The following is a 23435-nucleotide window of genomic DNA, read 5'->3' as shown; positions in this document are numbered from 1 at the left end:
GGACGCCTTCCCGACCGTCACGATGCCGCACCCCGACCGTCACGGCTACCCCTCTTCGACGGTCACGACGACCGAGTGCCATCCCTGCGCCCCGTCGGGCATGGTGTCGGTGCGCTCTTCCGGCTGAGTGGCGCCGGTGCCGTCGGTGGCGCGGACGGTGAGGGTGTGCCGGCCGGGGGTCGCCGTCCACGGGTACAGCCACTGGCGCCAGGTGTCGCTGCTGTCCTCGGCGGCGAGCCGGGCCTCCTGCCAGGGGTCGTCGTCGATCCGTACCTCGACCCTTCTGATGCCCCGGTGCTGGGCCCAGGCGACCCCGGCGATCATCACGGTGCCGGCGGCGGGGCGGGCGAAGGAGCGGGGGGTGTCGATGCGGGACTGGGTCTTCACGGGGGCCTGGGCGGCCCAGCCGCGCGGGACCCAGTAGGCGTTGTAGGCGGCGAAGGTGGTGAGTTCGATCGACTCGATCCACTTGCAGGCGGAGACGTAGCCGTAGAGGCCTGGGACGAGCATGCGGACGGGGAAGCCGTGGGTGAAGGGGAGGGGTTCGCCGTTCATGCCGAAGGCGAGGAGGGCGTCGCGGCCGTCCATGACCTGCTCGACGGGGGTGCCGATGGTCATGCCGTCGACGGAGCGGGCGACGAGCTGGTCGGCGGGGCCGCCTTCGGAGGGCGGACGGACGCCGGCCTCACGGAGGAGGGCGGCGAGGGACACGCCGAGCCAGCGGGCGTTGCCGACGTACGGGCCGCCGACCTCGTTGGAGACGCAGGCGAGCGTGATGTCCCGCTCCACGATCCGCCGGGTCATGAGCTGCGGCAGTGTGAGGGTGAGTTCCTCGCGGACGCCGCTGCCGTGGAGGCGCAGCCGCCAGCGGTCGGCGTCGACCCTGGGGACGACGAGTGCGGTGTCGACGCGGTAGAAGTCCCGGTTGGGGGTGACGAAGGGGCTGATGCCGGGGACGCGGAGCTGGGCTCCGGCGGGTACGGGCGGTGCGGGGGACGCGGGCCGGGGCAGGCGCAGGGCCGCGCGGGAGGCGGCGGCGTTCTCCTCGACGGGGCTTCCGGCGGCCCTGCCGAGGGCGGCGGCGCCGGTCGCGGCGAGCCCGGCGGAGGCGGCGACGACCAGGAAGGTCCGGCGGTCGGCGCGGGCGGCCGGTGAACCCGTCCCCGCTCGCCGGGCGAGGAGGCCGGTCAGGGCGTACAGCAGGGCCGCACCCACGGCGGCGCCCACGAGGGAGGGCACGGCGTCGAGCGCGGAGTCCGAGTCGGGGCGGGTGACGGCGGCCAGGGCCCCGAGCACGCCGAAGGCACCGACCGCCGCCGAGCCGAGCAGCCGGTGGCGGAGCGCGAGGAGCCCGATCCCGGCGGCGAGGGCCCCGAGGATGATCAGGATGCCGAGCTGGAGGACGGCCTTGTCGCTCTCGCCGAACGCACGGATCGCCCACTCCTTGACGGCCGCCGGTGTCCGGTCGACGACGGCGCCGCCGACGGCGGGGACGGGGCTCGCCTCGGGCCGTACCCAGTAGGCGGCGAGGTCCGCGACGGCGAGGGAGACGTATGCGGCGAGCAGGCCGCCGACGGCGGCCAGGAGTCGGTCCGTACGAGTCGGCTCACGTGGTGGCTCGGAGAGGGTCATGCTTCTCATTCGGCATCGGCGGCGCTCCGGATGGGCCGATTCACCTGGAAGGTGGAAAGTCATGGGGCCCCGGTGCCCTCGGTCCCGGTGCCCTCGGTCCCGGTGCCTTCCTCGGACCGCTGCCCCGGTCGCGCGTCGCCCGTACGTCGCCCGTGCGTCGTTGCCGCCTCGCGGGGGGGCGTGGCACGGATCTCAGCTCGCGTGGCCATGGCACGGATCTCAGCTCGCGGGGGCCGTGGCGCTCCCACCCGATGTCTCCCTCAGCGAACGGCGCATCCGGTCGAGACCGCGCCGCGCGTGACTCTTCACGGTGCCGAGCGGCATTCCGGTGCGCTCGGCGATCTGGACCTGGGTGAGGTCCCCGTAGAAGGCCATGGCGAGTACCTGGCGTTGCGCGGCGGGAAGTCTCGCCAGCTCGCCGGTGACCACCAGCCGGTCGACGACCCTGTCGGGATCCGGGACGGACACGCCGTCGGGAGACGACATCCGCGTCCCGGCCGCGACCACCAGGTCGCGGCGGCGGGTACGGGCCGAGAGAGCGTCGGCGATCTTCCGCCGCGTGATGCCGACGAGCCAGCCGGGGAACGGACCGCGCTCCGGCCGGTAGCCTGCACGGCCCCGCCAGGCCGCGAGGAAGACCTGCTGGCCGACGTCCTCGGCCTCGCCGGCGTCTCCGAGAGTGCGGGCGGCGAGGATGTGCACGAGGCCGTACCACCGGGCGTACGCGGCGGCCAGACAGCGCTCGTCGCCGCGCACGAACCCGTCGGCGACCTCGCGGTCGGACAGGGACCGCGTCTCGCTGTGGAGCGACGGCTGGGCGACGACACCCGGTGCGGTCATGGCGACTGCTCCTCTGGCCGGGACCGGAGGCGACCGGTCGGCGGGCGGGGGTCCCCTCGCGGGGCACCCCAAGACTCCGTCCCGGCACGACGACCGCACCATTCGCATCGGTTGTGCGTCGTATCGTGGCTGCATGACCGAACCCTCGCCGGGTCTCACCAGCGGCGCGGTCGCGCGGCGCCTGGGCGTCGCGCCCACGACCCTGCGCTCATGGGACCGGCGCTACGGCATCGGTCCCGTCGCCCATGAGAGCGGCCGGCACCGGCGGTGGACTCCGGGCGACATCGCCGTGCTTCAGGAGATGTGCCGGCTGACGGCGTCCGGAGTCCCTCCGGCGGAGGCGGCCCGCGCCGCCCGGGCCGGAGCCGCGCCGGCCACGCCCGCCGCAGGGGAAGCACCCATCGGGCCGTCTGCCCACGAACCGTCCGTCGGCGACGTACGACGGGAGCTGCGGGGCCTGGGCCGCGCGGCCGTCCGGCTCGACTCCGGGGCCATGGACGAGCTGCTGGGGTCCGTGATCGCCCGGCACGGTCTGGTCGCCGCCTGGGAGCAGGTGATGGCTCCGGCCCTGCATGCCGTGGGCCGCAAGTGGGAGACCTCGGAGGACCGCTACGTCGAGGTGGAACACCTGTTGTCCTGGCACGTGTCGACGGCACTCCGCCGGGTCGGCGCGGCGGGGCGCACCGGGACCCCGGAGGCCGCCACTCCCCCCGTTCTGCTCGCCTGCGTGCCCGACGAGCAGCACACGCTGCCACTGGAGGCACTCGCCGCGGGGCTTGCCGAACTCGGGGTGCCCACCCTGATGTTCGGGGCCGCCGTGCCGCCGGAGGCTCTCGACCAGGCGGTACGGAGGACCGGTCCCGCCGCGGTCGTGCTCTGGTCCCAGGCACGGTCGACGGCGCACCACCCCCTGGCACGGCACCTCGCCGACACCTCATGGGGCGTCAGAGGCGCCCGGACCCGGACGGCGGTCCTCCTCGCGGGTCCCGGCTGGGCGGGCCGGACTCCCGGGCCGGGGATGCTGCGGCCGGCCGGTCTGCGGGAGGCCCTGTCCCTGCTGCGCGGTCTCTGCGCCGCGGCACGGGACGGCGAGGGGCCCACCGCCTCCTCAGCGGGGCCTTGAGCAGCGCCGCTCGGCGGACTCCTGAGCTGCACACCGCTCGGCGCGCTCCTGGGCTCCGTCGCTCGGCGCGGCTCGTGGGCTCCGCCGCCCGGCCCGGTCCTGTGATCCGCCCGTCAGTCCTGGCCCCGGGCGTGCCGGAAGCGGGCGAGGCCGTCGGCGAGTTCGACCACGGGGTCGGGGTAGTCGTACCGGGCCCGTTCGAGCCCGGGCAGCTTCCACGGCTCGTGGACCGCGGGGCCTTGGAGCCCGGCGAGTTCCGGAACCCATCGCCGTACGTACGCGCCGTCGGGGTCGTACCGCTTGCCCTGGATCACCGGGTTGAGCACCCTGTTGGGGCGGCTGTCGGTGCCCGTGCCGGCCATCCACTGCCAGTTGAGCTGGTTGTTGGCGACATCACCGTCGACCAACAGGTCCAGGAAGTGCCGCGCCCCCTCGCGCCAGTCGATGTACAGCGTCTTGGTCAGGAACGAGGCGGCGAGCAGCCGCCCCCGGTTGTGCATCCAGCCCTCGTGGGCGAGCTGGCGCATCGCGGCGTCGACGACGGGGTAGCCGGTGCGGCCGTCCCGCCACGCCGCGAGGTCGGCGTCCGCCTCCTTCCCGTGCCTCCAGTGGTCGTGCCGGGCGCGGTAGTCGTCGGCGGCGGCTTCGGGGCGCGCGGCGAGGACCTGGTGGTGGAAGTCGCGCCAGCAGAGCTGGCGTACGAACGCCTCCGCGCCCGCCCCGCCGCGCGACCGGGCCCGGTGGACCGCCTCGGCCGCCGAGACGGCACCGAAGTGGAGGTACGGCGAGAGGCGGGACGTCGCGTCGCCCGCGAGGTCGTCGTGACCTTCCTCGTACGTGTCGGCACCCCGCGCAAGCCAGGCGGTGAGCCGCCTGCGGCCCTCCTTCTCGCCGCCGGTGGCGAGGCCCTCGGAGACGTACGGGACGTCCGCGCGGGCCGGAAGGTCCTCGGAGCGGATGCCCCGGGGCGTCCGGACCACGCGCGGCGCCGTGAGCGGCTCGCGCAGCCGCTCGCTCGACCAGCGGCGGAAGTAGGGGGTGAAGACCGCGTAGTGGTCCGAGCCGTCCGGTGTCACGGCGCCTGGGGGCAGCGCGGTGACGACGGCGTCGTGGACGTACAGGCGCCGCCCGTCCGCCTCGAGGGCGCGACGGAGCCGGTCCTCACGGCGCCGGGCGAACCCGCTGCAACCGGCAGCCATGTGGACGTCGTCGGCGTCGGCCTCCCGCACGACGGCGCACACCTCGGCGACGGGGTCGCCCGTGCGCACCACGAGCCGGCCGCCGCGCTCGCGCAGACCGGCGTCGAGACCGGCCAGGCAGTCCGCGAGGAAAGCGTCCCGGTTCGGCGCCGCGTGACCCGCGCGGGCCACGGCCGGATCTCGTACGAACAGGGGGACGACCTCGTTCCCCCGGCCCAGTGCGGCGCGCAGGGGCGGATGGTCGTGGACGCGGAGGTCCGAGGTGAACAGGACGACCGAGACGTTCATGGCACCGCTCCTGGCATGGGGCCACCGACCGGCTCCGCGAGCCGCCGCCCCGATGGTCGCTGTACTGACGTGCGGAGGTCATTCGCCCTGCGGGGGCGATCCGGATGCGGGCGACGCCGCGCGCCCCGTGGGCCCGGTGGCCCCGGTCTCTCCCGGTGTCGCCCCGGGTCCCTCGGCTTCGTTCGCCTCCGCGGTCAGTGCGATGTTGCGGGCCATTCCGCCGAAGACCACGGCGTGGAACGGCGAGACGCTCCACCAGTAGGCGTGTCCGGCCAGGCCGTGCGGGTGGAACAGAGCCCGCTGGCGGTAGCGGGTCGCCCCGCCGGGGTCGCGCTCGGCATACATCTCGAGCCAGGCCAGTCCGGGGAGCCTCATCTCGGCGCGCAACCGCAGCAGCCGGCCCCGCTCGATCTCCTCCACCCGCCAGAAGTCCAGCGAGTCGCCGGCTCTCAGGCGCAGGGCGTCGCGCCTGCCCCGGCGCAGACCGATGCCTCCGACGAGCCGGTCGAGCCAGCCGCGGACGGCCCAGGCCAGGGGGAAGGAGTACCAGCCGTTCTCCCCGCCGATGCCCTCGACGACCCGCCACAGCGCTTGCGGTGACGCGCCGACGGTGAGTTCTCGCTCGTCGGTGTAGAGGCTGCCGCCCGCCCAGTCGGGGTCGGTGGGCAGGGGATCGCTCGGCGCGCCGGGCACGGACGCGGACGACCAACGGGTGGTGGTCCGGGCCTCGCGGACCCGTTGGAGGGCGAGCGCGAGCGCACTGTCGAAGTCGAGAGGGGTGCCGGGCGGGTCCGGCACCCGGTCGGCGATGTCGTGCTCGTCGCAGACGACCTCGTACCGGAGCGACTCCGCGAGGGGGCGGGCGATGGAACGGGGCACCGGGGTGACCAGTCCGATCCAGTGGCTGGACAGACGCGGGGTGAGGACCGGCACGGGGAGGATGAGCCGCCGGGGCAGCCCGGCGACGGCGGCGTAGCGGCGCATCATGCCGAGGTACGTGAGGATGTCGGGGCCGCCGATGTCGAAGACCCGGCTGACCTCCGAGGGCATCCGCGCGCTGCCGACCAGGTAGCGCAGGACGTCCCGGACGGCGATCGGCTGGATCCGGGTGCGGACCCAGCTCGGGGTGACCATCACGGGCAGGCGTTCGGTGAGGTAGCGGAGCATCTCGAACGAGGCGGAGCCGGATCCGATGATGACGGCGGCGCGGAGCACCGTGGTGGGAACCCCGGATTCCAGGAGGATGCGTCCCACCTCGGCGCGTGAGCGCAGATGCGGCGAGAGCTCCTCGTCGGGGACGCCGCGAGGGGTCAGGCCGCCCAGGTAGACGATGCGGCCCACACCGGCGGCGCGGGCCTGTCCGGCGAAGGTCAGGGCCGCCGAGCGGTCGGTGCGTTCAAAGCCGCGCCCGGCGCCCAGGGCGTGCACCAGGTAGTACGCGACGTCGACGTCGCGGAAAGCGGGAGCGAGGGTCTCGGCATCGGTGACGTCGCCCCGGACGATCTCCACCTCCCCGGCCCAGGGATGGTCCCGGAGTTTGGCCGGGGTACGGGCCAGGCACCGCACCCGGAAACCGGCCTTCAGGAGTTCGGGGACGAGGCGCCCGCCGATATAGCCGCTGGCGCCCGTGACCAGGCACAGCGGTCCCGGGGTCTGGCGCCCTGAGGCGTCGCTCATGGTCTGCTCCGTTCCACTGCCGGGGGCGGTGCCAGGCTCGCCCACCGGCCCGGGGGTTCCTCCTGCTCTCTTCCCTCTCTCTTCCATGGGTTCGGCCGCCGCGGATGCACAGGCCGTCGAGGCGTCCCTCCTCGACGGCCCCGTGAACCGGGCGTCGGGGTGGGAGTCACCGTCGAACCGGCCGGTGGTTCGCCGCGGCCGCGCGTGTGCACCCCCGGAGGGTCACTTGGTCTCGTCGGTCGGACCCATGTGTTCGCCCGGCGTGGCCAGTTCCTCCACGGCGTCGGCTCCGACGACCGCGCCCGTGGACTTCTTGCCGCGCCGCAGCCGGCCTTCGAGCCAGGAGGCGAAGGTGGTGAGCGCGAAGTTGAGGATGACGAAGATCACGGCGACGACGGTGAAGCAGGCGATCGTGTTGGCCCCGTAGTTGGCGCTCATCGGGCGGACGGAGGCGAGGAGTTCGGAGAAGCCGAGCATCGCGCCGCCGAGCGCGGTGTCCTTGACGATGACGACGAGCTGGCTGACGAGGGCGGGCAGCATGGCCGTGACCGACTGCGGGAGGAGCACGTACGTCATGGTCTGGCCCTTGCGCATGCCGATGGCCTTCGCCGCGTCGGTCTGACCTGCGGGGAGGGCGAGGATGCCGGCGCGGACGACTTCGGCGAGCACGGAGGCGTTGTAGAGGACGAGGCCGGTGACGACGGCGTACAGCGGGCGGGTCTCCGGGCTGATGTCGGTGAACTCGGAGTAGGCCGCGTTGGCGAAGAGCATGAGGATCAGGACGGGGATCGCGCGGAAGAACTCGACGACGGTGCCCGCCGCGCCGCGCACGGCCCGGTGGTCGGAGAGGCGGGAGATGCCGAGGAGGGCGCCGAGGGGCAGGGCGATCACCATGGCGAGCGCGGCGGCGATCACGGTGTTCTTGAGGGCGGGGAGAATGTACGTCTCCCAGACGCGGGCGTCGGTGAAGAAGGGCGCCCACTTGGACCATTCGAGCTGGTTCTTGTCGGCGAGGCTCGCCACGACCCACCACACGACGCCGGCGAGCGCGACCAGGAACAGCAGCGTCCAGAGGAGGTTGCGCCGCCGGGCGCGCGGTCCGGGGGCGTCGTAGAGGACGGTGGGTCTGGTCTTCACCGTTTCACCGCCACCTTCTTGGCCACCCAGCCGAGGAAGAGGCCGGTGGGCAGGGTCAGGCAGATGAAGCCGACGGCGAAGATCGCGGAGATGAGGATGAGTTGGGCCTCGTTCTCGATCATCTCCCGCATCAGCAGGGCCGCTTCGGCGACGCCGATGGCGGCGGCCACGGTGGTGTTCTTGGTGAGGGCGATGAGGACGTTGGCGAGGGGGCCCACGACGGAGCGGAAGGCCTGCGGGAGCACGATGATCCGCAGGACCTGGGGGAAGCTGAGCCCGATGGCGCGGGCGGCCTCGACCTGCCCGAGGGGGACGGTGTTGATCCCGGAGCGCAGTGCCTCACAGACGAAGGCGCTGGTGTACGCGGTGAGGCCGAGGACGGCGAGCCGGAAGTTGATCGTGGTGAATCGGTCGGCGCCCATGTCGACCCCGAGGGTCTGGAAGAGGCCGAGCGAGGTGAAGACGATGATGACGGTGAGGGGGATGTTGCGGACGATGTTGACGTAGACGGTGCCGAAGCCCCGCATGAGGGGGACGGGGCTGACGCGCATCGCGGCCAGCAGCGTCCCCCAGACGAGGGAGCCGATCGCCGAGTAGACGGTGAGCTGCACCGTCACCCAGAAGGCTCCGAGCAGGTTGTACCCCTGGAGGAAGTCGAACACGACGGTCCGCTCACTTCACGACGACGCCGATCTTGGGCGCGGGTTCGTTCTGGTAGTTCGCGGGGCCGAAGTTCTTCTTCACCGCCGCGTCCCAGGAACCGTCGGCGACCATCTTCTCCAGGGCGGTGTTGATCTTGGCCTTGAGGTCGCTGCCCTTCTGGACGCCGATGCCGTAGTTCTCGTTGCTCAGCTTGAAGCCGCCGAGCTTGAACTTGTCCTTGAACTGGCTCTGCGCGGCGTATCCGGCGAGGATCGAGTCATCGGTGGTGAGGGCGTCGATGACTCCGTTCTCGAGTCCGGTCAGGCACTCGGAGTAGCCTCCGAACTCCTGGAGTTGGGCGTCGGGGGCGATCTTGTCCTTCACGTTCTGCGCGGACGTCGAGCCCGTGACCGAGCAGAGCTTCTTGTTGTTCAGGTCGGACGGCTTCTTGATCGAGTCGTCGTCGGCCCGGATCAGGACGTCCTGGTGGGCCAGGAGGTAGGGACCCGCGAAGTCGACCTTCTCCGCCCGCTTGTCGTTGATCGAGTACGAGGCCGCGATGAAGTCGACGTCACCGCGCTGGAGCAGCGTCTCCCGGTCGGCGCTCTTGGCCTCCTTCCACACGATGTCGGACGGGTCGTGGCCGAGTTCCTTGGCGATGTAGGTGGCCACGTCGACGTCGAAGCCGGTGTAGGTGCCGTCGGGGGTCTTCAGGCCGATGCCCGGCTGGTCGTACTTGATGCCGACGGTGATCTTGTCGCCACCGTGGTCGCGTGGCACGGCACCGGTCGCGCCGTTCGCGAATCCTGCGGAGGTGAAGGAGAGGACGACGGCCGCGGCGACGGCCACGGTGGCCCTGCCGGTCCGGACGGTCGCCCTGCCGGTCCTGGTCGAGTTCATGAGGATCACCCCTGGGGGCTGCTGGTCGGGCGGCCGTGCCGTGGCGTCGGTTCAGTGGTGGAGGATCTTGGACAGGAAGTCCTTGGCACGGTCGCTGCGCGGGTTGCTGAAGAACTCGTCCGGGGTCGTCTCCTCGACGATCCTGCCGTCGGCCATGAAGACGACGCGGTTGGCGGCGGAGCGGGCGAAGCCCATCTCATGGGTGACGACCACCATCGTCATGCCGTCCCGGGCGAGTTGCTGCATGACCTCCAGGACCTCGTTGATCATCTCGGGGTCGAGCGCGGAGGTCGGCTCGTCGAAGAGCATCACCTTCGGATCCATGGCGAGGGCGCGGGCGATCGCCACCCTCTGTTGCTGGCCGCCGGACAGCTGGGCCGGGTACTTCTCCACCTGCGAGGCGACCCCGACCCGGTCGAGGAGTGCGCGGGCGCGCTGCTCGGCCGCCTTCCGGTCCTTCTTGCGGACCTTGATCTGGCCCAGGGTGACGTTGCCGAGGACCGTCTTGTGCGCGAAGAGGTTGAAGGACTGGAAGACCATGCCGACGTCGGCCCGCAGGGCCGCGAGTTCACGCCCTTCGGCCGGCAGGGGGCGTCCGTCGACGACGATCTCGCCCTTGTCGATGCTCTCCAGGCGGTTGATCGCACGGCAGAGCGTCGACTTCCCCGATCCCGACGGCCCGATGACGACCACGACCTCGCCGCGGTGGATGGTCAGGTCGATGGACTGGAGGACGTGCAGGGTGCCGAAGTGCTTGTCGACCCCGCGCAGCACGACGAGCGCGTCGCCACCTTCCGGGACGGGCATGTCACCCTCCTGGCTCACGCCCCCGCTTGCCGCTCCTTCTCACGTTCATGCTCCGCCCTCCGTCCTGCCCCCGCACGCCGGAGGGGGTGCACGGAGGGTGAGCGGGTACGCCGAAACGTGACCCCCGGCGGAAGCCGGGGGTCACGCGGCGGGAGAGCGAAACGGCAGGGGCGGTCAGGCGGCGGTCTCGCGTGCGGCCAGCTCGATCAGGTCGCAGACCTCGACGGGCCGGGAGGCGAGCGAGGCGTGGCTCGCGTCGAGCTCGACGGTCTTGCGCGGGTTCATGCGCGCGGCCATGCGGCGCTCGTTGTCGGGGTGGATCATGCGGTCCTCGGTGGAGACCTGGTAGTACGTCGGCTTGGCCCGCCAGGCCGGAGCGGTGACGTTGTCACCGAAGGTGGAGCCGAGCGGCGCCTTCTGCGTGACGCCCATGACCAGGGCCTCTTCCTGGGTCAGGTCCTGGGCGAAGCTGTCGTGGAACTTGTCCTGCTTGATCCAGAGGTAGCCGTCGGAGTCGGGGACGATGTTCTCGAAGGCGGCCGGCGGGTGCTCCTGGCTGATCTGTCCGGGGCTCTCCCCGGCGTCCGGGGCGAACGCGGCGATGTAGACCAGGCCGGTCACGTTCGGCAGGTCGCCCGCCTCGGTGATGACGGCGCCGCCGTAGGAATGGCCGACGAGCAGCACGGGCCCGTCGACCTGCCGGACCATCTTCCGGGTGCGCTCGGCGTCGTCGGAGAGCGAGGTGAGCGGGTTCTCGACGGCGTGGAGCCGGTCGTGGCCGCGGCGGTGGAGTTCGACGATCACCTTCGACCAGTGGGCTGCGCCGCCCCAGAAGCCGTGGACGAGGACGATCGCGGGCTTGTCTGCCATGGGTTCCGTACCGATCTGCGCGAGGAATGGGTCCCGCCCCTGCTCCCGCCCCGTGCCCCCGCCGTCACGCTACGGGAGGGGCGGAGGGCCCGCATGTCCGGCCGGAGCACCCGCGCGAGGCCGCACGGTGGTCGTACGCCCCGAGTACGCGCGCGCGGGGGCGGCCTGGCGGACACTGGGGGTGGGAGCCGAGTGCGCGAGGAGGGTCCGCCATGAGCAGCGCCGCACCCAAGGTCAGCACGTTGCCGCCGGAGCACCGGGAGCGGCTGATGGCCTTCGCCGAGGACGTGTACTTCGAATCCGGTCACCGGCTGTTCGAGGAGCAGCAGCACGCCGACCGGTTCTGGATCGTGAAGACGGGCGCGGTGACGCTCGACGCGAGGGTGCCGGGGCGCGGGTCGCCGGTCATCGAGACCTTGCGCCACGGTGAGCTGGTCGGCCTGTCGTGGCTGTTCCCTCCTTATCTGTGCCAGTCAGGTGCCGAGGCCATGACCCCTGTCCGGGCGCACGAGTTCGATGCCCCGGCCGTCCGCTCGATGTGCCGCTCGGACATGGAGTTCGGGGCCTCGGTCACGTTCTGGGTGGGCTCGATCCTGGCTCACCGCCTCCATGTGACCCGGGTCCGGCTCCTCGACCTGTACGCCCCGCACGGGAGCGGCATCCTGGCCTGACGGGCGGGCGTGTGACGGGCCACGGCAGGGAGCCCGGCTGCCGGCCGGGCCCTGGAGTACGGGGGTTCCGGGAGCCGGCGGCAGGGGCGGGCCGGAGCCCTCACCCGGCCGGACGGTACGGTGGTGGCGCATCGGCGGGGCCGGTCTCGGCGGGTTCCGCAGGGCAGGCGTATCCGGCGGATACCCCTCCCCCACACTCCGTCGACGAGCTGCGAGGCCCCGTATGAGCGACCCGACGACGGCACGCGAGGCGATCGCCCTCGTCACCGGCGACGACTTCACCGAACTTCCCTTCGCCGAGGGGCCTTTGACGGGTGACGGGCCGATCGGCTGGCCCGGCTACTCCGCCGCGCACGCGCGTGCCTCCGCCCGGACCGGTGAGACGGAGTCGGTGGTCTGCGGCACGGGCGAGATCGGCGGGGTACGGGCCGCCCTGATCTCCTTCGAGTTCCGGTTCCTCGGCGGCTCCCTCGGGGAACGGACGGGTGCGCGGGCCGCCGCGGCCCACGCTCTGGCGCGGGCGCGACGGCTGCCCGTGGTCGTGCTTCCGGCCACCGGCGGCAGCCGGATGCACGAGGGCATGCGGGCGCTGCTCCAACTCCAGCTCCTGGCAGGCGAGTCGGCCCTCACACGGGCCGCCGGTCTGCCGCAGATCGCCGTTCTGAGGGACCCGACGACGGGCGGCGGCTGGGCCACGCTGGGCGCCGGCTCGGATGTGGTGCTCGCCCTGCCCGGCGCCCAGGTCGGCTTCGCGGGTTCCCGGGTCCGCCCCCCGGGCGCGGACCCCGCCGCGTACACCGCGGAGGCGCAGCTCGCCCACGGCCACGTCGACGCGATCGTGGCTCCGGACGCGCTGCGTGACACGCTCGGGCGCTGGCTGTCCCTGCTCACCCGCCCCGCCGAAGGCCCGACCGATCCGCCGCGCGCGCTCGGCGACCCGGGCGCGCCGCCCGCCGCGAACGGCCGGGAGGCGGTGGCGCGGGCCCGGCACCCCGAGCGGCCCCGGGCAGCCGCGTACCTCGACGCGCACTTCTCCGTCCGCGCGGAGATCTCGGGGGACCGCTCCGGGGGTGTCGACCCGGGCATGCGGTGCGGCTTCGGGCGGCTCCCCGACGGCCGTACGGTCGCGTACGCCGCGCAGTGCGGGACCGCGACCCGCCCGTCCGGCTTCCGTACGGCCGCCCGGCTCGTACGGCTCGCCGACCGGCTGGGGATCCCGATCCTCACGCTCATCGACACACCGGGGGCGGCCAACGACCCCGCGGCGGAACGCGCCGGCGCGGGACCCGCGATCGCCGACCTGTTCGCCGCCGTCGCCACCGCTCGCGTCCCCGTCACCTCCCTCCTCATCGGCGAGGGCGGCTCGGGCGGCGCGCTCGCCCTCGCCGCCCCCGACAACCTCTGGGCCACGCCCGACAGTTACTTCTCGGTGATCGCCCCGGAGGCGGCCGCGTCCATCCTCAAGCGCCCGCCGGAGGAATCCGCCACGACGGCGGACCGACTCCGCCTGCGCCCAGAGGACCTCCTGGATCTGGGCGTCGTCCGGGGCATCGTGGAGACGTAGAGCCTGTCCGCCGGATCAGGGCCGGATCGGCCCCAGGGGTGTCCTGCCGATCGGGCCGGGCTCGGGGCGCCCGGCACCGCAGGTCGCCGCGTTGTCGTCGGTCGGCACGGCTGAGCGTGATCCGACAGGTCCTCGACGAGCTCCGCCCGGAATCGGCTCGCGGAGGATCCTGGATCTTGACACCCTGTGGCGCATGATCGCCGACCCCGTCGACCAGGCTCGACGTCTCGCACACGCCCGCTTCCCCGAGGCGCGCGCCGTGGTCCTCGCCGGTTCGACCGCTGCGGGGCGGGCCACCGCGGGCAGTGACCTGGACATCGCGGTGCTGGTCCCCGACGGCGGCGAGTCGTACCGCGAGACGATCCGGTTCGAGGGGCGGGTCGTGGAGTTGTTCGTCCACACCGGGACCGGGCTCCGGGAGCTCTTCGCCGCGGACGCCGCCAACCGGCGTGCGGTCCTGCAGAGCATGTACGCCGGGGGTCTCGTCCTCGTCGACCGGGACGGCGCGGCCGGGGAGGCCCGCGCGCTCGCGGAGGCCGATCTCCGCACCGGGCCGCCCGCGCTCGCCCCTGGGGCCGTCGAGACGAAGCGGTACGGGCTGACGGACGCGCTCGACGATCTCGCCGACGCGAGCGACCGGATCGAGTGCCTCGCGGTGGGCGGTTTCGTCCTCGGCGCCGCCACCGACCTGCTGTGCGACCGACGTCGTGCGTGGCTCGGCAGCGGGAAGTGGCTGCCCCGCCGCCTCCTGGCGGCGGATCCCGTGCGTGGCGCCGCCCTCCTCGAAGGTCATCTCCACCTGTGCGCATCGGGCGACCCCGCACTTCTCGTCGCGGCGGCGAGCACGGTCCTGGAGCTCGTCGGCGGCCCCCTGCGCGAGGGCTATCGCCGCAGCTGGCACGGGGTTCTCGAACCGGTCGGCGCCGGCGGCGCGGCGGCGCGGGTCAGTAGTAGCGGCGCATGATCTCGTCGGCCCAGGCGGGCTGGGTGGTCGGGCCCTGGGGGCCGAACTCCGCCATGTACGGCTTGATGTCGAGGACCGGCGTGCCGTCGACCGCGTCCAGGCCCCGCACATGGACGTCCAGGCCGTCCGTGCGCAGCAGCAGGCATCGGGAGAGGCCGATGCGGTTGGGGCGGTTCTTGCCGCGCTGGGCGAAGATCCCGACCAGCGGCCACTCCGTGTTGCCGCGCGGGTGGCGGGCTCCGGTCTCGACGGCGTCCGGTCGTACGCGGTCGAAGTGGTAGACGACCTCCAGGTGCGAGAAGGCGTCGAGGCCGGCGAGCGCCTCGGGGCCGAAGGCCTCCGCGTCCAGCCGGATGACCGACACGACGTCGCCCCACTCGTCGTCCCGCACCTCGTCGCGGCCTCCGACGACGTGTCCGACCGGGTGGGAGACGACTGCCGGTGGGGTGTGCTCCTGCGCCATGGATTCCTCGTCCCTTCCCATGCCCCCGAAGGGTGCCCGACCGGCACCGCATCGCTCCCCCGACGACCCTCAGATTCCGGGCCCGTACCCCGGATCCGGGCCCTGGCGCGGATGCCACACGGCCGCGAGGCCCCAGAGGCCGAGTGCGGCGACGGCGGCACAGACGAGGAACGCCGCCCACGGCCGAAGCCACCGCGTCGCCGCCGCCAAGGTCATGGGCGGGCCGAGGAGACCGGCGAGGAGGATCAGCGGGAGCTCGACGAGGATGACGCTCCAGTCCCGGGCGTGCGCCTCGAACCCTCCGTCGATGCTGTACGCGGCTCGGGGCAGCGCGAAGGCCCCGGCGACGACGATCCCGCCGAGGGCGAGCAGACAGCCGACGGCGCCCTGGACCTGACCGCCGTCGCTGACCTTGCTGACGTCGTCCGGCGCGGTGGAGGGGTTCTCGCTCATGCCCGGGAGGGACGCCTGACTCCCCCGCCCGGTTCCGTACACCGGTTCGACGGGCAGATCGGCACCCCCACCGGTCACGTCCCGGCTGCGGGACGCGCCGACGCAGATCCTCCGCCGCCCGCACGGTTCGCCGAAGGCGTGGCCTCGGGCGACCATGGAAGACGGGACCTGCCCAGCAGCCGGCCAGCACTGGAGGCACCCGTGGCACACACCGGCACCACCACCGACGTACTGATCGTGGGCGCGGGTCCCGTCGGACTGAGCGCCGCCGCCGAGCTCCGCCGCCACGGGGTGCGCTGCCGGCTCGTCGACCGGCTCCCCGCCCGGCTGCCGTACGCCAAGGCGGTCGGGATCCAGCCGCGCACCCTGGAGCTGTGGGACCGGATGGGCCTGGTGCGTGCCGTTCTGGAGGCCGCCGTCCCGATGCGCGGCCAACTGACCTACGTCAACGGCGCGGAGGCGGGGCGGATCGACCTGGAGCTGCCGCCGGAGGTGCCGTACGGGTTCGCCGCGCTGCCGCAGTACGAGACCGAGCGGCTCCTGGAGGAGTACGTCGCCGGTCTGGGGACGGTCATCGAACGCGGCACCGAACTGGTCTCGTTCACCCAGGATCCGGACGGGGTCACCGCACAGCTGCGCACCGCGTCGGGGGCCACCGAGGAGCTGCGGGTCCCCTATCTCATCGGCTGCGACGGGGCGCACAGCGTCGTCCGCAAGACACTGGGCCTGTCGTACGAGGGCGGTGCGTTCCCGGCGTCGTACATGCTGGGTGACGTCGTGGCCGAGTCCGACTGGGACCTGCCCGAGGGGTACGGGCTCCGTTCCGAGCACCGTGCCGCCGACGGGTCCCTCGACGACGTCCTCGTCTGCATCCCGTTGCCCGGAGCCGGCCGCTACCGGATGTCGATGAACGTCCCGACCGACCTGGCCGAACCGGCGCAAGCGGCGCAACCGGCCGAGACCGCCCCTCGCCGGGCGCCGGCCATGCCCCCACCGGACGGTCTCGCCCATGGCCTCGAAGGCGGACACGGCCCCGACCTGTCCCATCTCCAGGCCGTCGTCGACCGGCTCGCTCCGGGCCCCTCCCGTCTCTCCGATCTGCGCTGGTCCTCGGTCTTCCGCATCAGCCACCGGATCGTCGGCCGCTACGGCGAGGGGCGGGTCTTCGTCGCGGGCGACGCCGCGCACATCCACCCGCCGACCGGCGCCCAGGGCATGAACACCGGTGTCCAGGACGCGGCCAATCTGGCGTGGAAGCTCGCCCTCGTCGTGCGGGGCGAGGCCGGGCCCGGGTTGCTCGGCAGTTATGACGCCGAGCGCCGCCCGGTGGGCGAGGAGGTCGTCGGCCGTACCGTCCGGCATTCCACCCAGGGCTTCGAGAACGACCCGGACGACCGGCGGACCCTGCTCCTCCGCGAGGCCCAACTGCTCGTCGCCTACCGGGACGGCCCGCTCTCCGGCACCCCGTACGGGCCGCTCGACGCCCCGCAGCCCGGCGACCTCGCCCCGGACTGTGCCGGGCTGACCACCCCGATCGCCGTCCATCCGCTGCGGCTGCTCGACATCCTGCGCGGCCGCCCGGGCCACGTGGTCGTGCTGTACGGAGCCGATGCCGCCGAGCTGGCGCGGGCGGTCGAGGCGGCGAGCGCCTCGGGAGAGCGCCTCCCCCTCGATGTCCTCGCCGTCCTCCCCCGGGAAGCCGATCCACGGGCCGGCCGCTCCCTCGGCGCTCCCACATACCGTGACGCCGCCGGGGAGTTCGCGCAGCTCTACCTCCCCGGCGGCGCCACCGGCTTCGTCGTACGCCCTGACGGGCAGCTCGCCGCCCGGTTCCCGCTCGGCGGGACCACGGCGGCCCTGTCCGACTGCCTCAGGATGTTGTCCGTGCCGCTACGGGACCCAGTGGTTGCCTGAGGCCGTGATCATGACCTGGAGCTGGATGCTCGCGGAGAAGTAGCTGCTGGTGTCGATCGGGGTGGCCAGCATCTTGTTCCACAGCGCGTCCAGCCAGGCCTGGCTGCCCGAGTCGGTCATCGCCGCCACCGCGAACGGGGCGAAGAAGGCGGCCTCGCTGCCCGCGGAGATCTGCGTGCCGTTGAGCTTGTAGCCGATGGCGATCTTGTTGGGGTCGCCGCCGGTCTTCGTCTTGATCCAGCTGTTGAGCTTCCGCGCGGCCGCGAGCGACGTGGCGTCTCCGCTGGTCACCGCGTCGTCGGCGATGCGCCACGGGGTACGACAGGCGTTCCACCAGTACGCGCCGTCGTTCGGGTCCTCCAGGACCTGGCCCGGGGCGGGCTTGGGCGTGGTGTTGGTCTCGACGACGAAGTCGGGGAGGAGCCCGGTGCCGGAGGCGTACGTCGACTGGAGACGGGAGATCTGGGTCTGGTGCGCGGTGCGCACGGAGTCCCATGTCGTGTCGCCGGAGGCCGTACGGAAGGCGCGGAAGTGGTCGACCATCCAGTCCGAGGTACGGGTGATGTAGTAGTACTGGTCGCCGGAGCTGCTCCAGTCGCCGAGCTTCAGGAGCTTGGTCGTCGGGTTGAGCTCGTCCTTCTTGATCGCGGCGATGTGCTTGAGCGCGAGGTCCTTGTAGTTGTAGGTGCCGGTGCTGCCCCACTGCTTGTCGGCGAGGAGCAGGCCGTAGGCCACGTCCATGTCGCCGTCGGTGGCGCCGTCACCGCCGTTGACGCTCTTGCAGGCGACGTCCTGTTCGGCGGCGAGCAGGTTCGGGTTGACGGAGGAGGGGTGGTCTATCTTCCACTTCACGAGGCCGTCGAAGATCTTCTTCGCGTCGGGGTCGGCGCCCGCCATGGTCGCGGTGACGACCATGCCGTAGCCCTGCGCCTCCGCGACGTACGGGTGGTCGGCGTCGGGCGAGATGATCTGGTACCAGCCGTTGCCACAGTTCTGCCGGACGAAGGCGGTCTTCCACTTGTTGTAGTACTCGACGACCTTCTGGTCGATGGCCGCCTGGGAGCCGGAGGGCTTCAGCATGCCGGCGGCGTAGGGCTTGAGGTGGCTGCCGAAGGGGACGGCGTTGCCGCCGCCACCCCCGGTGCCGGTGGGCGCGCCGTACACCTCGAACTCCCAGAGGGAGTAGCCGTACGCCGTGCCGCGGCCGGTGCCGTACATCCGGACGTAGCGGCCGCTGCCGGAGACCGTCAGGTCGTCGGTCGCGCCGTCACCGGCGGTGGTGGAGTAGACGTCGGACCAGGTCGATCCGTCGGCCGAGGTCTGGATCCGGTACGTCTTCCCGTACGCGTCCTCCCAGTTGAGCTTGACGCGGGAGATCGTGTGGTCGGCCCCGAGGTCGATACGGATCCACTGCGGATCGACCCCTTCGAGGCTCGCCCAGCGAGTGGCCGCGCTGCCGTCCACCGCGAGACCGGGGCCGAAGGCCGAGGTCTCGACGGAGGAGGCCGTCACCGCCTTTCCGGTGGACACCAGACCGTCGGCGGCCTGTGCCTGTGGCATCACCGTCAGGGGCACCGCCAGCAGACCCGCTAGCCCGAGAAGCGAGACGCTTCGTCGACGCATGACAACTCCCTTTCCCTCCATGGCCAATGGTTAGGAAATATTCCTAACCATTGGCCGGGAGAGTAGAGAGACCGGACGGTGCCGCGCAAGACCCCGCACGACAACGGGGGCCTGACCCAGGGTTGCGGGTAACCTTTTTGACGCTTCGTCAGTTCGTGCACAGCGCCGTGTCGACGACGGCGTCCGCGCTGGTGAACCCCTTCGCCGTGGGCGGCCGGCGGGCGGTGACGGCGATCGTGGCGGCGCGCCCGCGGTCGGTGACTCCGAGGTAGGTGTGGTAGCCGGGAATGTCACCGCCGTGACCCCACATCAGACCGCCGCAGCCGCATCTGGGCGAGCTGCACGGGCTTCAGGAGCTCGCCGCCGATCAGGGCGCGTCGAGCGCGGCCTTCCCCTCGCCGGCCAGCTGCAGGACGACCACTGCGGTGAAGGTCTTGGTGTTGCTGCCCACCCGCACCTGCCCGTCGACCGGCACCTTCGCGGCGCCGCGCCTCAGCCCTCCTCCGTCGCCGCGCCTCCGCCTTCCGCCCCTCCCGCTGCCGCTGCCGCGCGGGCGTCCCGTAGCGCCGTGTGGACCGACCAGAACACCGAGACCAACGGGACAGCCACCACGGCGCCCACGATGCCGGCGGCGATCGACCCCGCGATGACCGAGATCGCCACCACCAGCGGGTGGAGCCGCACGGCCCAGCTCATGACGAGCGGGTGCAGCAGATGCCCCTCGATCTGGCCGATCACCACGATCAGGCCGATCACGATCGTGGCCACCAGCGGGCCCTGTGACGCCAGCGCCACGACGGCGGCGACCGCCAGGGCGATCGGCGAGCCGATCAGCGGCACGAACGCTGCCACGAACTCCAGGAGGGCCAGCGGCACCGCCAGGGGGACGCCGAGGAGCCACAGGGCGAGCCCGACGAGCACCGCGTTCACCGCAGCCACGAGGACGATCCCGTGGGTGTACCCGGTGAAGGTCCGCCAGGCGGCGCGCCCGCCGACCGCCACCCGGTCGCGGACCGAACAGGGCAACTGCTTCTGGAACCAGGCCCACTGCCGGTCCCCCGAGTGGATGAAGAACACCGCGCTGAACAACGCGAGGGCCAGCGTCGTCAGCACGGCCACCACATGATGGGCGCCGCTCAGCGCCGTACTGACCAGGGTCGAGCGGTGACTGGAAAGGTACTCCCCGAGCTTGGCCTGGAGGTCGCCCAGCGCCCCGGGGTTCAGCCGGAAAGGCGGCTGTTCCAGCCAGTCCTCGATCCGGCCGATCCCTACCCGGAACTCGCGTACCAGGGTCGTCCGCTCCCCCGCCACCGCCTCGCCGACCAGTGTCAGCACGCCGAGGACGAGCGCGATGCTCCCGAGGACGGTGAGGGCGACCGCGAACGGCCGGGGCAGCCCCCGGGCGACCACATCGGCGAGGGGACGGAGCAGCGCGGTGATCACGAGCCCCAGGAACACGGCCACGCCGATCTCGTGGAAGCGCCCGAGCACCGCGAACAGGCTGTAGACGAGCGCACCGACGACGATCAGCCGCCACGCGTAGGCGGCGGCCGTACGAAGGAAGGGGCTGACCGTGACCGTCGGTGGTGCGCCTGGCTGCATGCCACCGACCTACCACCCGCAACGACCTCCTGTCGTGAGGACCACAGGTCCGATGCCGGGAACTCCGCCGATCGGCGGTGCGGCCGCGGTCACAATGGGCGCATGTCCGGCGTCTTCGCTCCTGGGGTCGGCGAGACGTCGTACGGACGGTCAGCACCCGGATCGCATACGGCCTGTCCGGCGGATCAGGGCCGGACAGGCCCTGAGCGCCGGGCCGGAACAGTCGGACGTCACGAGGCAGGGGGCGCGCAGCGCGGGAGCACCGGGCGGTCCTTCGTGCGTACGGCGGGCAGCCAGGCCTCCCGCACGTACCCGCCCGGCAGGCGGACGCGGATCCAGCGGGTGGACTCCCGGTCCTCCTCGTCGATGATCAACTGGCCTTGGGGGAGCTCGCAGTCGGCGTCGAGGACGTCGCCGTGCCAGACCCGGGTCGGGACGACGTTCTCGGCGGTGTACGGCCGCCGGGGGTCGATCGCCAGGCCGAGACTGCACTGCCGGTCCCGGTCGGCGCGCTCCTGGCAGCCCCGCTCGGCGTTGAACACCCGGATCCGGACCGGGGATCCACCGGAGCCGTCCGAGCGCCCCGACCCGGGCCCGCCCTCCCGGCCCGCGTACGTCCAGATCGCCGCGGCGACCGCCCCGCACACCGCGACGGCAAGGAGCGCGGCTCCGGCCCGGCGCCCCCGCCGTACGGTACGAAGCGAGGGAGCGAGCGCCGTCCCCGTCCTCCCGGCCGCGTGGGCGGCGATCCGCCCGCTCAGGCTCTCGGCCGTGTGCGCCGCGCGCGCGGCGTGGGTGGGGGCGAGGCAGTCGGCGGCCAGGGTCCGCCAGAACTCCGGTACCGCCTGGTCCATCCGCAGCGGCGCGCGGCCCTCCGCGTACTCCTGTACGGCGGCGCCGCGCGCCATCGGCGTGGCGCCGGTGAACGGTGGCGCACCCGACGCGAAGACCTCGTGGATCACGATGCCCAGGGCCCAGATGTCGGCGCTCGGCCGGATCTCCACGCCGAGCTCTCCCAGCGGGGCCTTCCACCGCTCGGGCGGGAGGTAGTCCAGGGTCCCCATCGGAGGCGCGTACCCGTGCGTTCCGGTCAGTTCGGTGGCGAGGCCGAAGTCCGAGAGCTTCACCGAACCGTCCTCGCCGATCAGGACGTTCTCCGGCTTGAGGTCGGCGTGCACCCAGCCCGCCGCGTGCAGATGGGCGAGTCCCTCGCAGATGCCGGCGATCAGGCGTCCACCCTCGGCCTCGGTCGTCCCGGCCGCGGTCGTCCCCGCGTCGGTCGTCCCGGCCCCGGTCGTCCCGGCCCCGGTCGTCCCCGCGTCGATCAGGTCCCGCAGACTGCACCGGGCGCGCTCCATGACCAGGACGATCGCGCCGTCCAGGGGCGGGTGTCCCGGTGAGGAGAGGACGAGGGAGTCGAGCAGCCGGACGAGCCTCGGATGGCCTGCCCCGCGGCCGAGTTCGACTTCACGCCGGGCTGCTTCGGCCACGCGAGCGGCCTGGCGGGGTGCGAGTCCGGCGGTCGGCATGACCTTGAGCGCGACCTCGGCCCGCCCTGGGGAGGTTTGCGCGTCCGCCGCCGGCCGTCCCGCGTAGACGGTCGCCCAGCCGCCGGCCCCGATCGGTTCGGCGACCACCCAGTTCCCCAACCGATGTCCCTGGGGCAGGAGTTCGGTCCGGTCGCTCCCCCATGACATGCTGCGGCCCCGTACCCGCGACACGTCCGCTACCGTCCCCGTGCGGCCGGTTCGGCCCGGGGCGGCAACAGCGCGAGATGCTCCTCCCGTACGATCCCGAATCTCAGGGCCACACCGACCACGGCCTCGCGCTTGCCGTGCCGGCGGTCCGTTCTGCCCGCTTCTGCGGCCGGTCCACCGCCGACCCTCAGCTTTTCCTCGGCGAGGTAGTCGATGTGCGAACTCACCGCGCGGGGAGTCAGTTTGGCGCAGGATGAGTGCCCTCTGAGCCGCTCGACGACCTGCGGGGTCGTCGGCACCGCGACCGGGGACTGATCCCGTAACCAGGGTTCGCAGAGCGCCGCGAGGACCAGGAAGTACGTGGCCGTCTCGTCGAGCGAGTACGCCGTGACCGTACGGCTCTCCCAGGAGCCGCCCATGCCGTGCGGGTCCAGATAGACGTGGTCGGGCGCGAACACCTGGAAGGAGACCGTGGTGTCACGGCGGGTGGGCAGCACCACCCGGGAGAACTCGAAGGGGATCGGCGCGCCGGCCCGGCGGGGAGGCACCCGCAGGTACTCGCCCGCGCCTTCCGGGTTCTCCACGAGATAGCTGTGGGTCGTGCTGTGGTTGCTCAACTGCCAGTGGTCGTCCGTGACGCGGATCTCGCCCGCGAGGCGGGAGATGGCCTCGTCGGCGAGGCGGAGCTCGACGGGAGTCCTCGCAGAGCCCCGCCCGAAGCGCGCCCGCTCCCCGGGTCCGAGCCTGAGGGTCACCGCCTCGCCGTACGGCTCTCCGCCGACGGCGCCGCCGCTCCCCTGCGGCAGATGGACGACTATGCCGCTCACCGATCCCCCCGTCCCGCGCGTTGACAGCTGTCATGCACACAGAACGCTACCGGTAGTACGCGGCGGTTCACCGTATGGCATCGGCCACTTCCGTGACCCGGCCGAACCGTGCGCAAGCGGGAGAAGGGTGAGCGGCTTCGCTCACTCCGTCCGGGCGAACGCGTCCGCCGGACGGGGGATGTGTTCGGTGAAGGTGGCGGACCAACAGCCGTAACCGTGCCCGCCGTTGCAGCGCGTCGAGAGGGAGCTTCCGTCGCCGTGGTCGACGAGCCGGCTCGGGATGCCGAGCTGGTCGAGGCGCTTCCTCACGTTCGTGGAGGCGACGGCCGTCCTGCCGTCGATCAGGCCACGGTCCCCGTGCAGAGGGTGATGCCGGTGTCCGAGAGTGTGCGCAGATCGGCCGGGGAGGCGGGGTTGACCTCGTTCCAGATCCGGTCGTCGGAGAGGGGCGTACGGGGAGCCGAAAATCGCATCGCTGTCCACGACTCTGCTCGCAGACCCTCGTCCCGAGGACGGACGGCACGCCTCCGTGGCGACCAACG

At 72.6% G+C, this 23435-nt stretch carries 24 protein-coding genes; 5 read left to right on the top strand and 19 right to left on the bottom strand.

The window, feature by feature from the left end; translation table 11 throughout:
* Positions 1-45 precede the first annotated feature (45 nt).
* Together OG462_RS37525 and OG462_RS37520 are read right to left on the bottom strand one after the other, a co-directional pair.
* The gene (locus OG462_RS37525) at positions 46-1632 is read right to left on the bottom strand and encodes a molybdopterin-dependent oxidoreductase (protein ID WP_406064860.1); all 1587 of its coding nucleotides are present in this window, start codon (positions 1630-1632) and stop codon (positions 46-48) included.
* A 219-nt stretch (positions 1633-1851) separates the two neighbouring features.
* Positions 1852-2472 carry a sigma-70 family RNA polymerase sigma factor gene (locus OG462_RS37520; protein WP_406064858.1) on the bottom strand — a complete coding sequence of 207 codons (621 nt, stop codon included), beginning with the start codon at positions 2470-2472 and terminating at the stop codon, positions 1852-1854.
* A 133-nt stretch (positions 2473-2605) separates the two neighbouring features.
* Between OG462_RS37520 and OG462_RS37515 the strand changes: the two genes are divergently transcribed.
* Positions 2606-3595, top strand: a complete 990-nt coding sequence (locus tag OG462_RS37515) for a MerR family transcriptional regulator (protein ID WP_406064856.1) — start codon at positions 2606-2608, stop codon at positions 3593-3595.
* A 113-nt stretch (positions 3596-3708) separates the two neighbouring features.
* Here the strand turns inward: OG462_RS37515 and OG462_RS37510 are convergent, their stop codons facing one another.
* From OG462_RS37510 to OG462_RS37480, 7 genes are all read right to left on the bottom strand, one after another.
* Entirely contained in the window at positions 3709-5082 is a 1374-nt protein-coding gene (locus tag OG462_RS37510) for a cryptochrome/photolyase family protein (RefSeq protein WP_406064854.1), read from the bottom strand.
* A 78-nt stretch (positions 5083-5160) separates the two neighbouring features.
* Positions 5161-6759: an SDR family oxidoreductase gene (locus OG462_RS37505; protein ID WP_406064852.1), complete on the bottom strand. Its 1599-nt coding sequence runs from the start codon at positions 6757-6759 to the stop codon at positions 5161-5163.
* Positions 6760-6981: 222 nt separating this feature from the next.
* Entirely contained in the window at positions 6982-7896 is a 915-nt protein-coding gene (locus tag OG462_RS37500; RefSeq protein ID WP_406064850.1) for an amino acid ABC transporter permease, read from the bottom strand.
* Positions 7893-8558, bottom strand: coding sequence for an amino acid ABC transporter permease (locus tag OG462_RS37495; RefSeq protein ID WP_406064848.1), 666 nt, complete (start codon positions 8556-8558; stop codon positions 7893-7895). The genes OG462_RS37500 and OG462_RS37495 overlap by 4 nt, the downstream gene beginning before the upstream one ends.
* 10 nt (positions 8559-8568) lie before the next feature.
* Positions 8569-9438, bottom strand: coding sequence for a glutamate ABC transporter substrate-binding protein (locus OG462_RS37490; protein ID WP_406064846.1), 870 nt, complete (start codon positions 9436-9438; stop codon positions 8569-8571).
* A 51-nt stretch (positions 9439-9489) separates the two neighbouring features.
* Complete coding sequence (locus OG462_RS37485; protein WP_406064844.1) at positions 9490-10245, bottom strand: amino acid ABC transporter ATP-binding protein; 756 nt, start codon at positions 10243-10245, stop codon at positions 9490-9492.
* A gap of 174 nt (positions 10246-10419) precedes the next feature.
* Positions 10420-11115 carry an alpha/beta hydrolase gene (locus OG462_RS37480; RefSeq protein WP_406064843.1) on the bottom strand — a complete coding sequence of 232 codons (696 nt, stop codon included), beginning with the start codon at positions 11113-11115 and terminating at the stop codon, positions 10420-10422.
* Positions 11116-11327: 212 nt separating this feature from the next.
* Between OG462_RS37480 and OG462_RS37475 the strand changes: the two genes are divergently transcribed.
* From OG462_RS37475 to OG462_RS37465, 3 genes are all read left to right on the top strand, one after another.
* On the top strand, positions 11328-11786 hold the full coding sequence (locus OG462_RS37475; protein ID WP_406064841.1) for a cyclic nucleotide-binding domain-containing protein: 459 nt from the start codon (positions 11328-11330) through the stop codon (positions 11784-11786).
* 223 nt (positions 11787-12009) lie between these two features.
* Entirely contained in the window at positions 12010-13350 is a 1341-nt protein-coding gene (locus tag OG462_RS37470; protein ID WP_406064839.1) for a carboxyl transferase domain-containing protein, read from the top strand.
* A 193-nt stretch (positions 13351-13543) separates the two neighbouring features.
* Positions 13544-14314 (top strand): nucleotidyltransferase domain-containing protein, encoded by a 771-nt coding sequence (locus OG462_RS37465; protein ID WP_406064837.1) that lies wholly within the window; start codon positions 13544-13546, stop codon positions 14312-14314.
* Here OG462_RS37465 and OG462_RS37460 read toward each other — a convergent pair.
* Together OG462_RS37460 and OG462_RS37455 are read right to left on the bottom strand one after the other, a co-directional pair.
* Positions 14295-14798, bottom strand: a complete 504-nt coding sequence (locus OG462_RS37460; RefSeq protein ID WP_406064835.1) for an SAM-dependent methyltransferase — start codon at positions 14796-14798, stop codon at positions 14295-14297. The two genes, OG462_RS37465 and OG462_RS37460, sit on opposite strands and share 20 nt — an antisense overlap.
* Positions 14799-14846: 48 nt before the next feature.
* Positions 14847-15230: a hypothetical protein gene (locus tag OG462_RS37455; protein WP_406064833.1), complete on the bottom strand. Its 384-nt coding sequence runs from the start codon at positions 15228-15230 to the stop codon at positions 14847-14849.
* Between the two features lie 201 nt (positions 15231-15431).
* Here OG462_RS37455 and OG462_RS37450 point away from each other — a divergent pair, with 201 nt between their 5' ends.
* Positions 15432-17144, top strand: a complete 1713-nt coding sequence (locus OG462_RS37450; RefSeq protein ID WP_406064832.1) for an FAD-dependent monooxygenase — start codon at positions 15432-15434, stop codon at positions 17142-17144.
* On the opposite strand, the gene OG462_RS37445 is transcribed toward OG462_RS37450, so the two are convergent.
* The 8 genes from OG462_RS37445 to OG462_RS37410 form a co-directional block, all read right to left on the bottom strand.
* A complete protein-coding gene (locus tag OG462_RS37445; RefSeq protein WP_406064830.1) occupies positions 17121-18767 on the bottom strand; it encodes a glycosyl hydrolase family 8 in 1647 nt (548 codons plus the stop codon). The two genes, OG462_RS37450 and OG462_RS37445, sit on opposite strands and share 24 nt — an antisense overlap.
* Before the next feature lie 148 nt (positions 18768-18915).
* Entirely contained in the window at positions 18916-19077 is a 162-nt protein-coding gene (locus OG462_RS37440) for a hypothetical protein (RefSeq protein ID WP_406064828.1), read from the bottom strand.
* Between the two features lie 57 nt (positions 19078-19134).
* A complete protein-coding gene (locus OG462_RS37435) occupies positions 19135-19242 on the bottom strand; it encodes a serine hydrolase (protein WP_406064826.1) in 108 nt (35 codons plus the stop codon).
* A gap of 17 nt (positions 19243-19259) precedes the next feature.
* On the bottom strand, positions 19260-20369 hold the full coding sequence (locus OG462_RS37430; protein ID WP_406064824.1) for an AI-2E family transporter: 1110 nt from the start codon (positions 20367-20369) through the stop codon (positions 19260-19262).
* 230 nt (positions 20370-20599) lie between these two features.
* The gene (locus OG462_RS37425) at positions 20600-22066 is read right to left on the bottom strand and encodes a protein kinase domain-containing protein (RefSeq protein ID WP_406064822.1); all 1467 of its coding nucleotides are present in this window, start codon (positions 22064-22066) and stop codon (positions 20600-20602) included.
* A gap of 29 nt (positions 22067-22095) precedes the next feature.
* Entirely contained in the window at positions 22096-22893 is a 798-nt protein-coding gene (locus tag OG462_RS37420) for a serine/threonine protein kinase (protein WP_406064820.1), read from the bottom strand.
* A 141-nt stretch (positions 22894-23034) separates the two neighbouring features.
* Positions 23035-23202, bottom strand: a complete 168-nt coding sequence (locus tag OG462_RS37415; protein ID WP_406064818.1) for a hypothetical protein — start codon at positions 23200-23202, stop codon at positions 23035-23037.
* 32 nt (positions 23203-23234) lie between these two features.
* Positions 23235-23366 (bottom strand): hypothetical protein, encoded by a 132-nt coding sequence (locus OG462_RS37410; protein WP_406064815.1) that lies wholly within the window; start codon positions 23364-23366, stop codon positions 23235-23237.
* Between the last annotated feature and the right edge of the window lie 69 nt (positions 23367-23435).

It is taken from the genome of Streptomyces sp. NBC_01077 (assembly GCF_045162855.1).
Lineage (GTDB): Bacteria > Actinomycetota > Actinomycetes > Streptomycetales > Streptomycetaceae > Streptomyces.
Note: the sequence above shows the minus strand (reverse complement) of the source record. Positions and strands in the feature narration are given on the sequence as shown.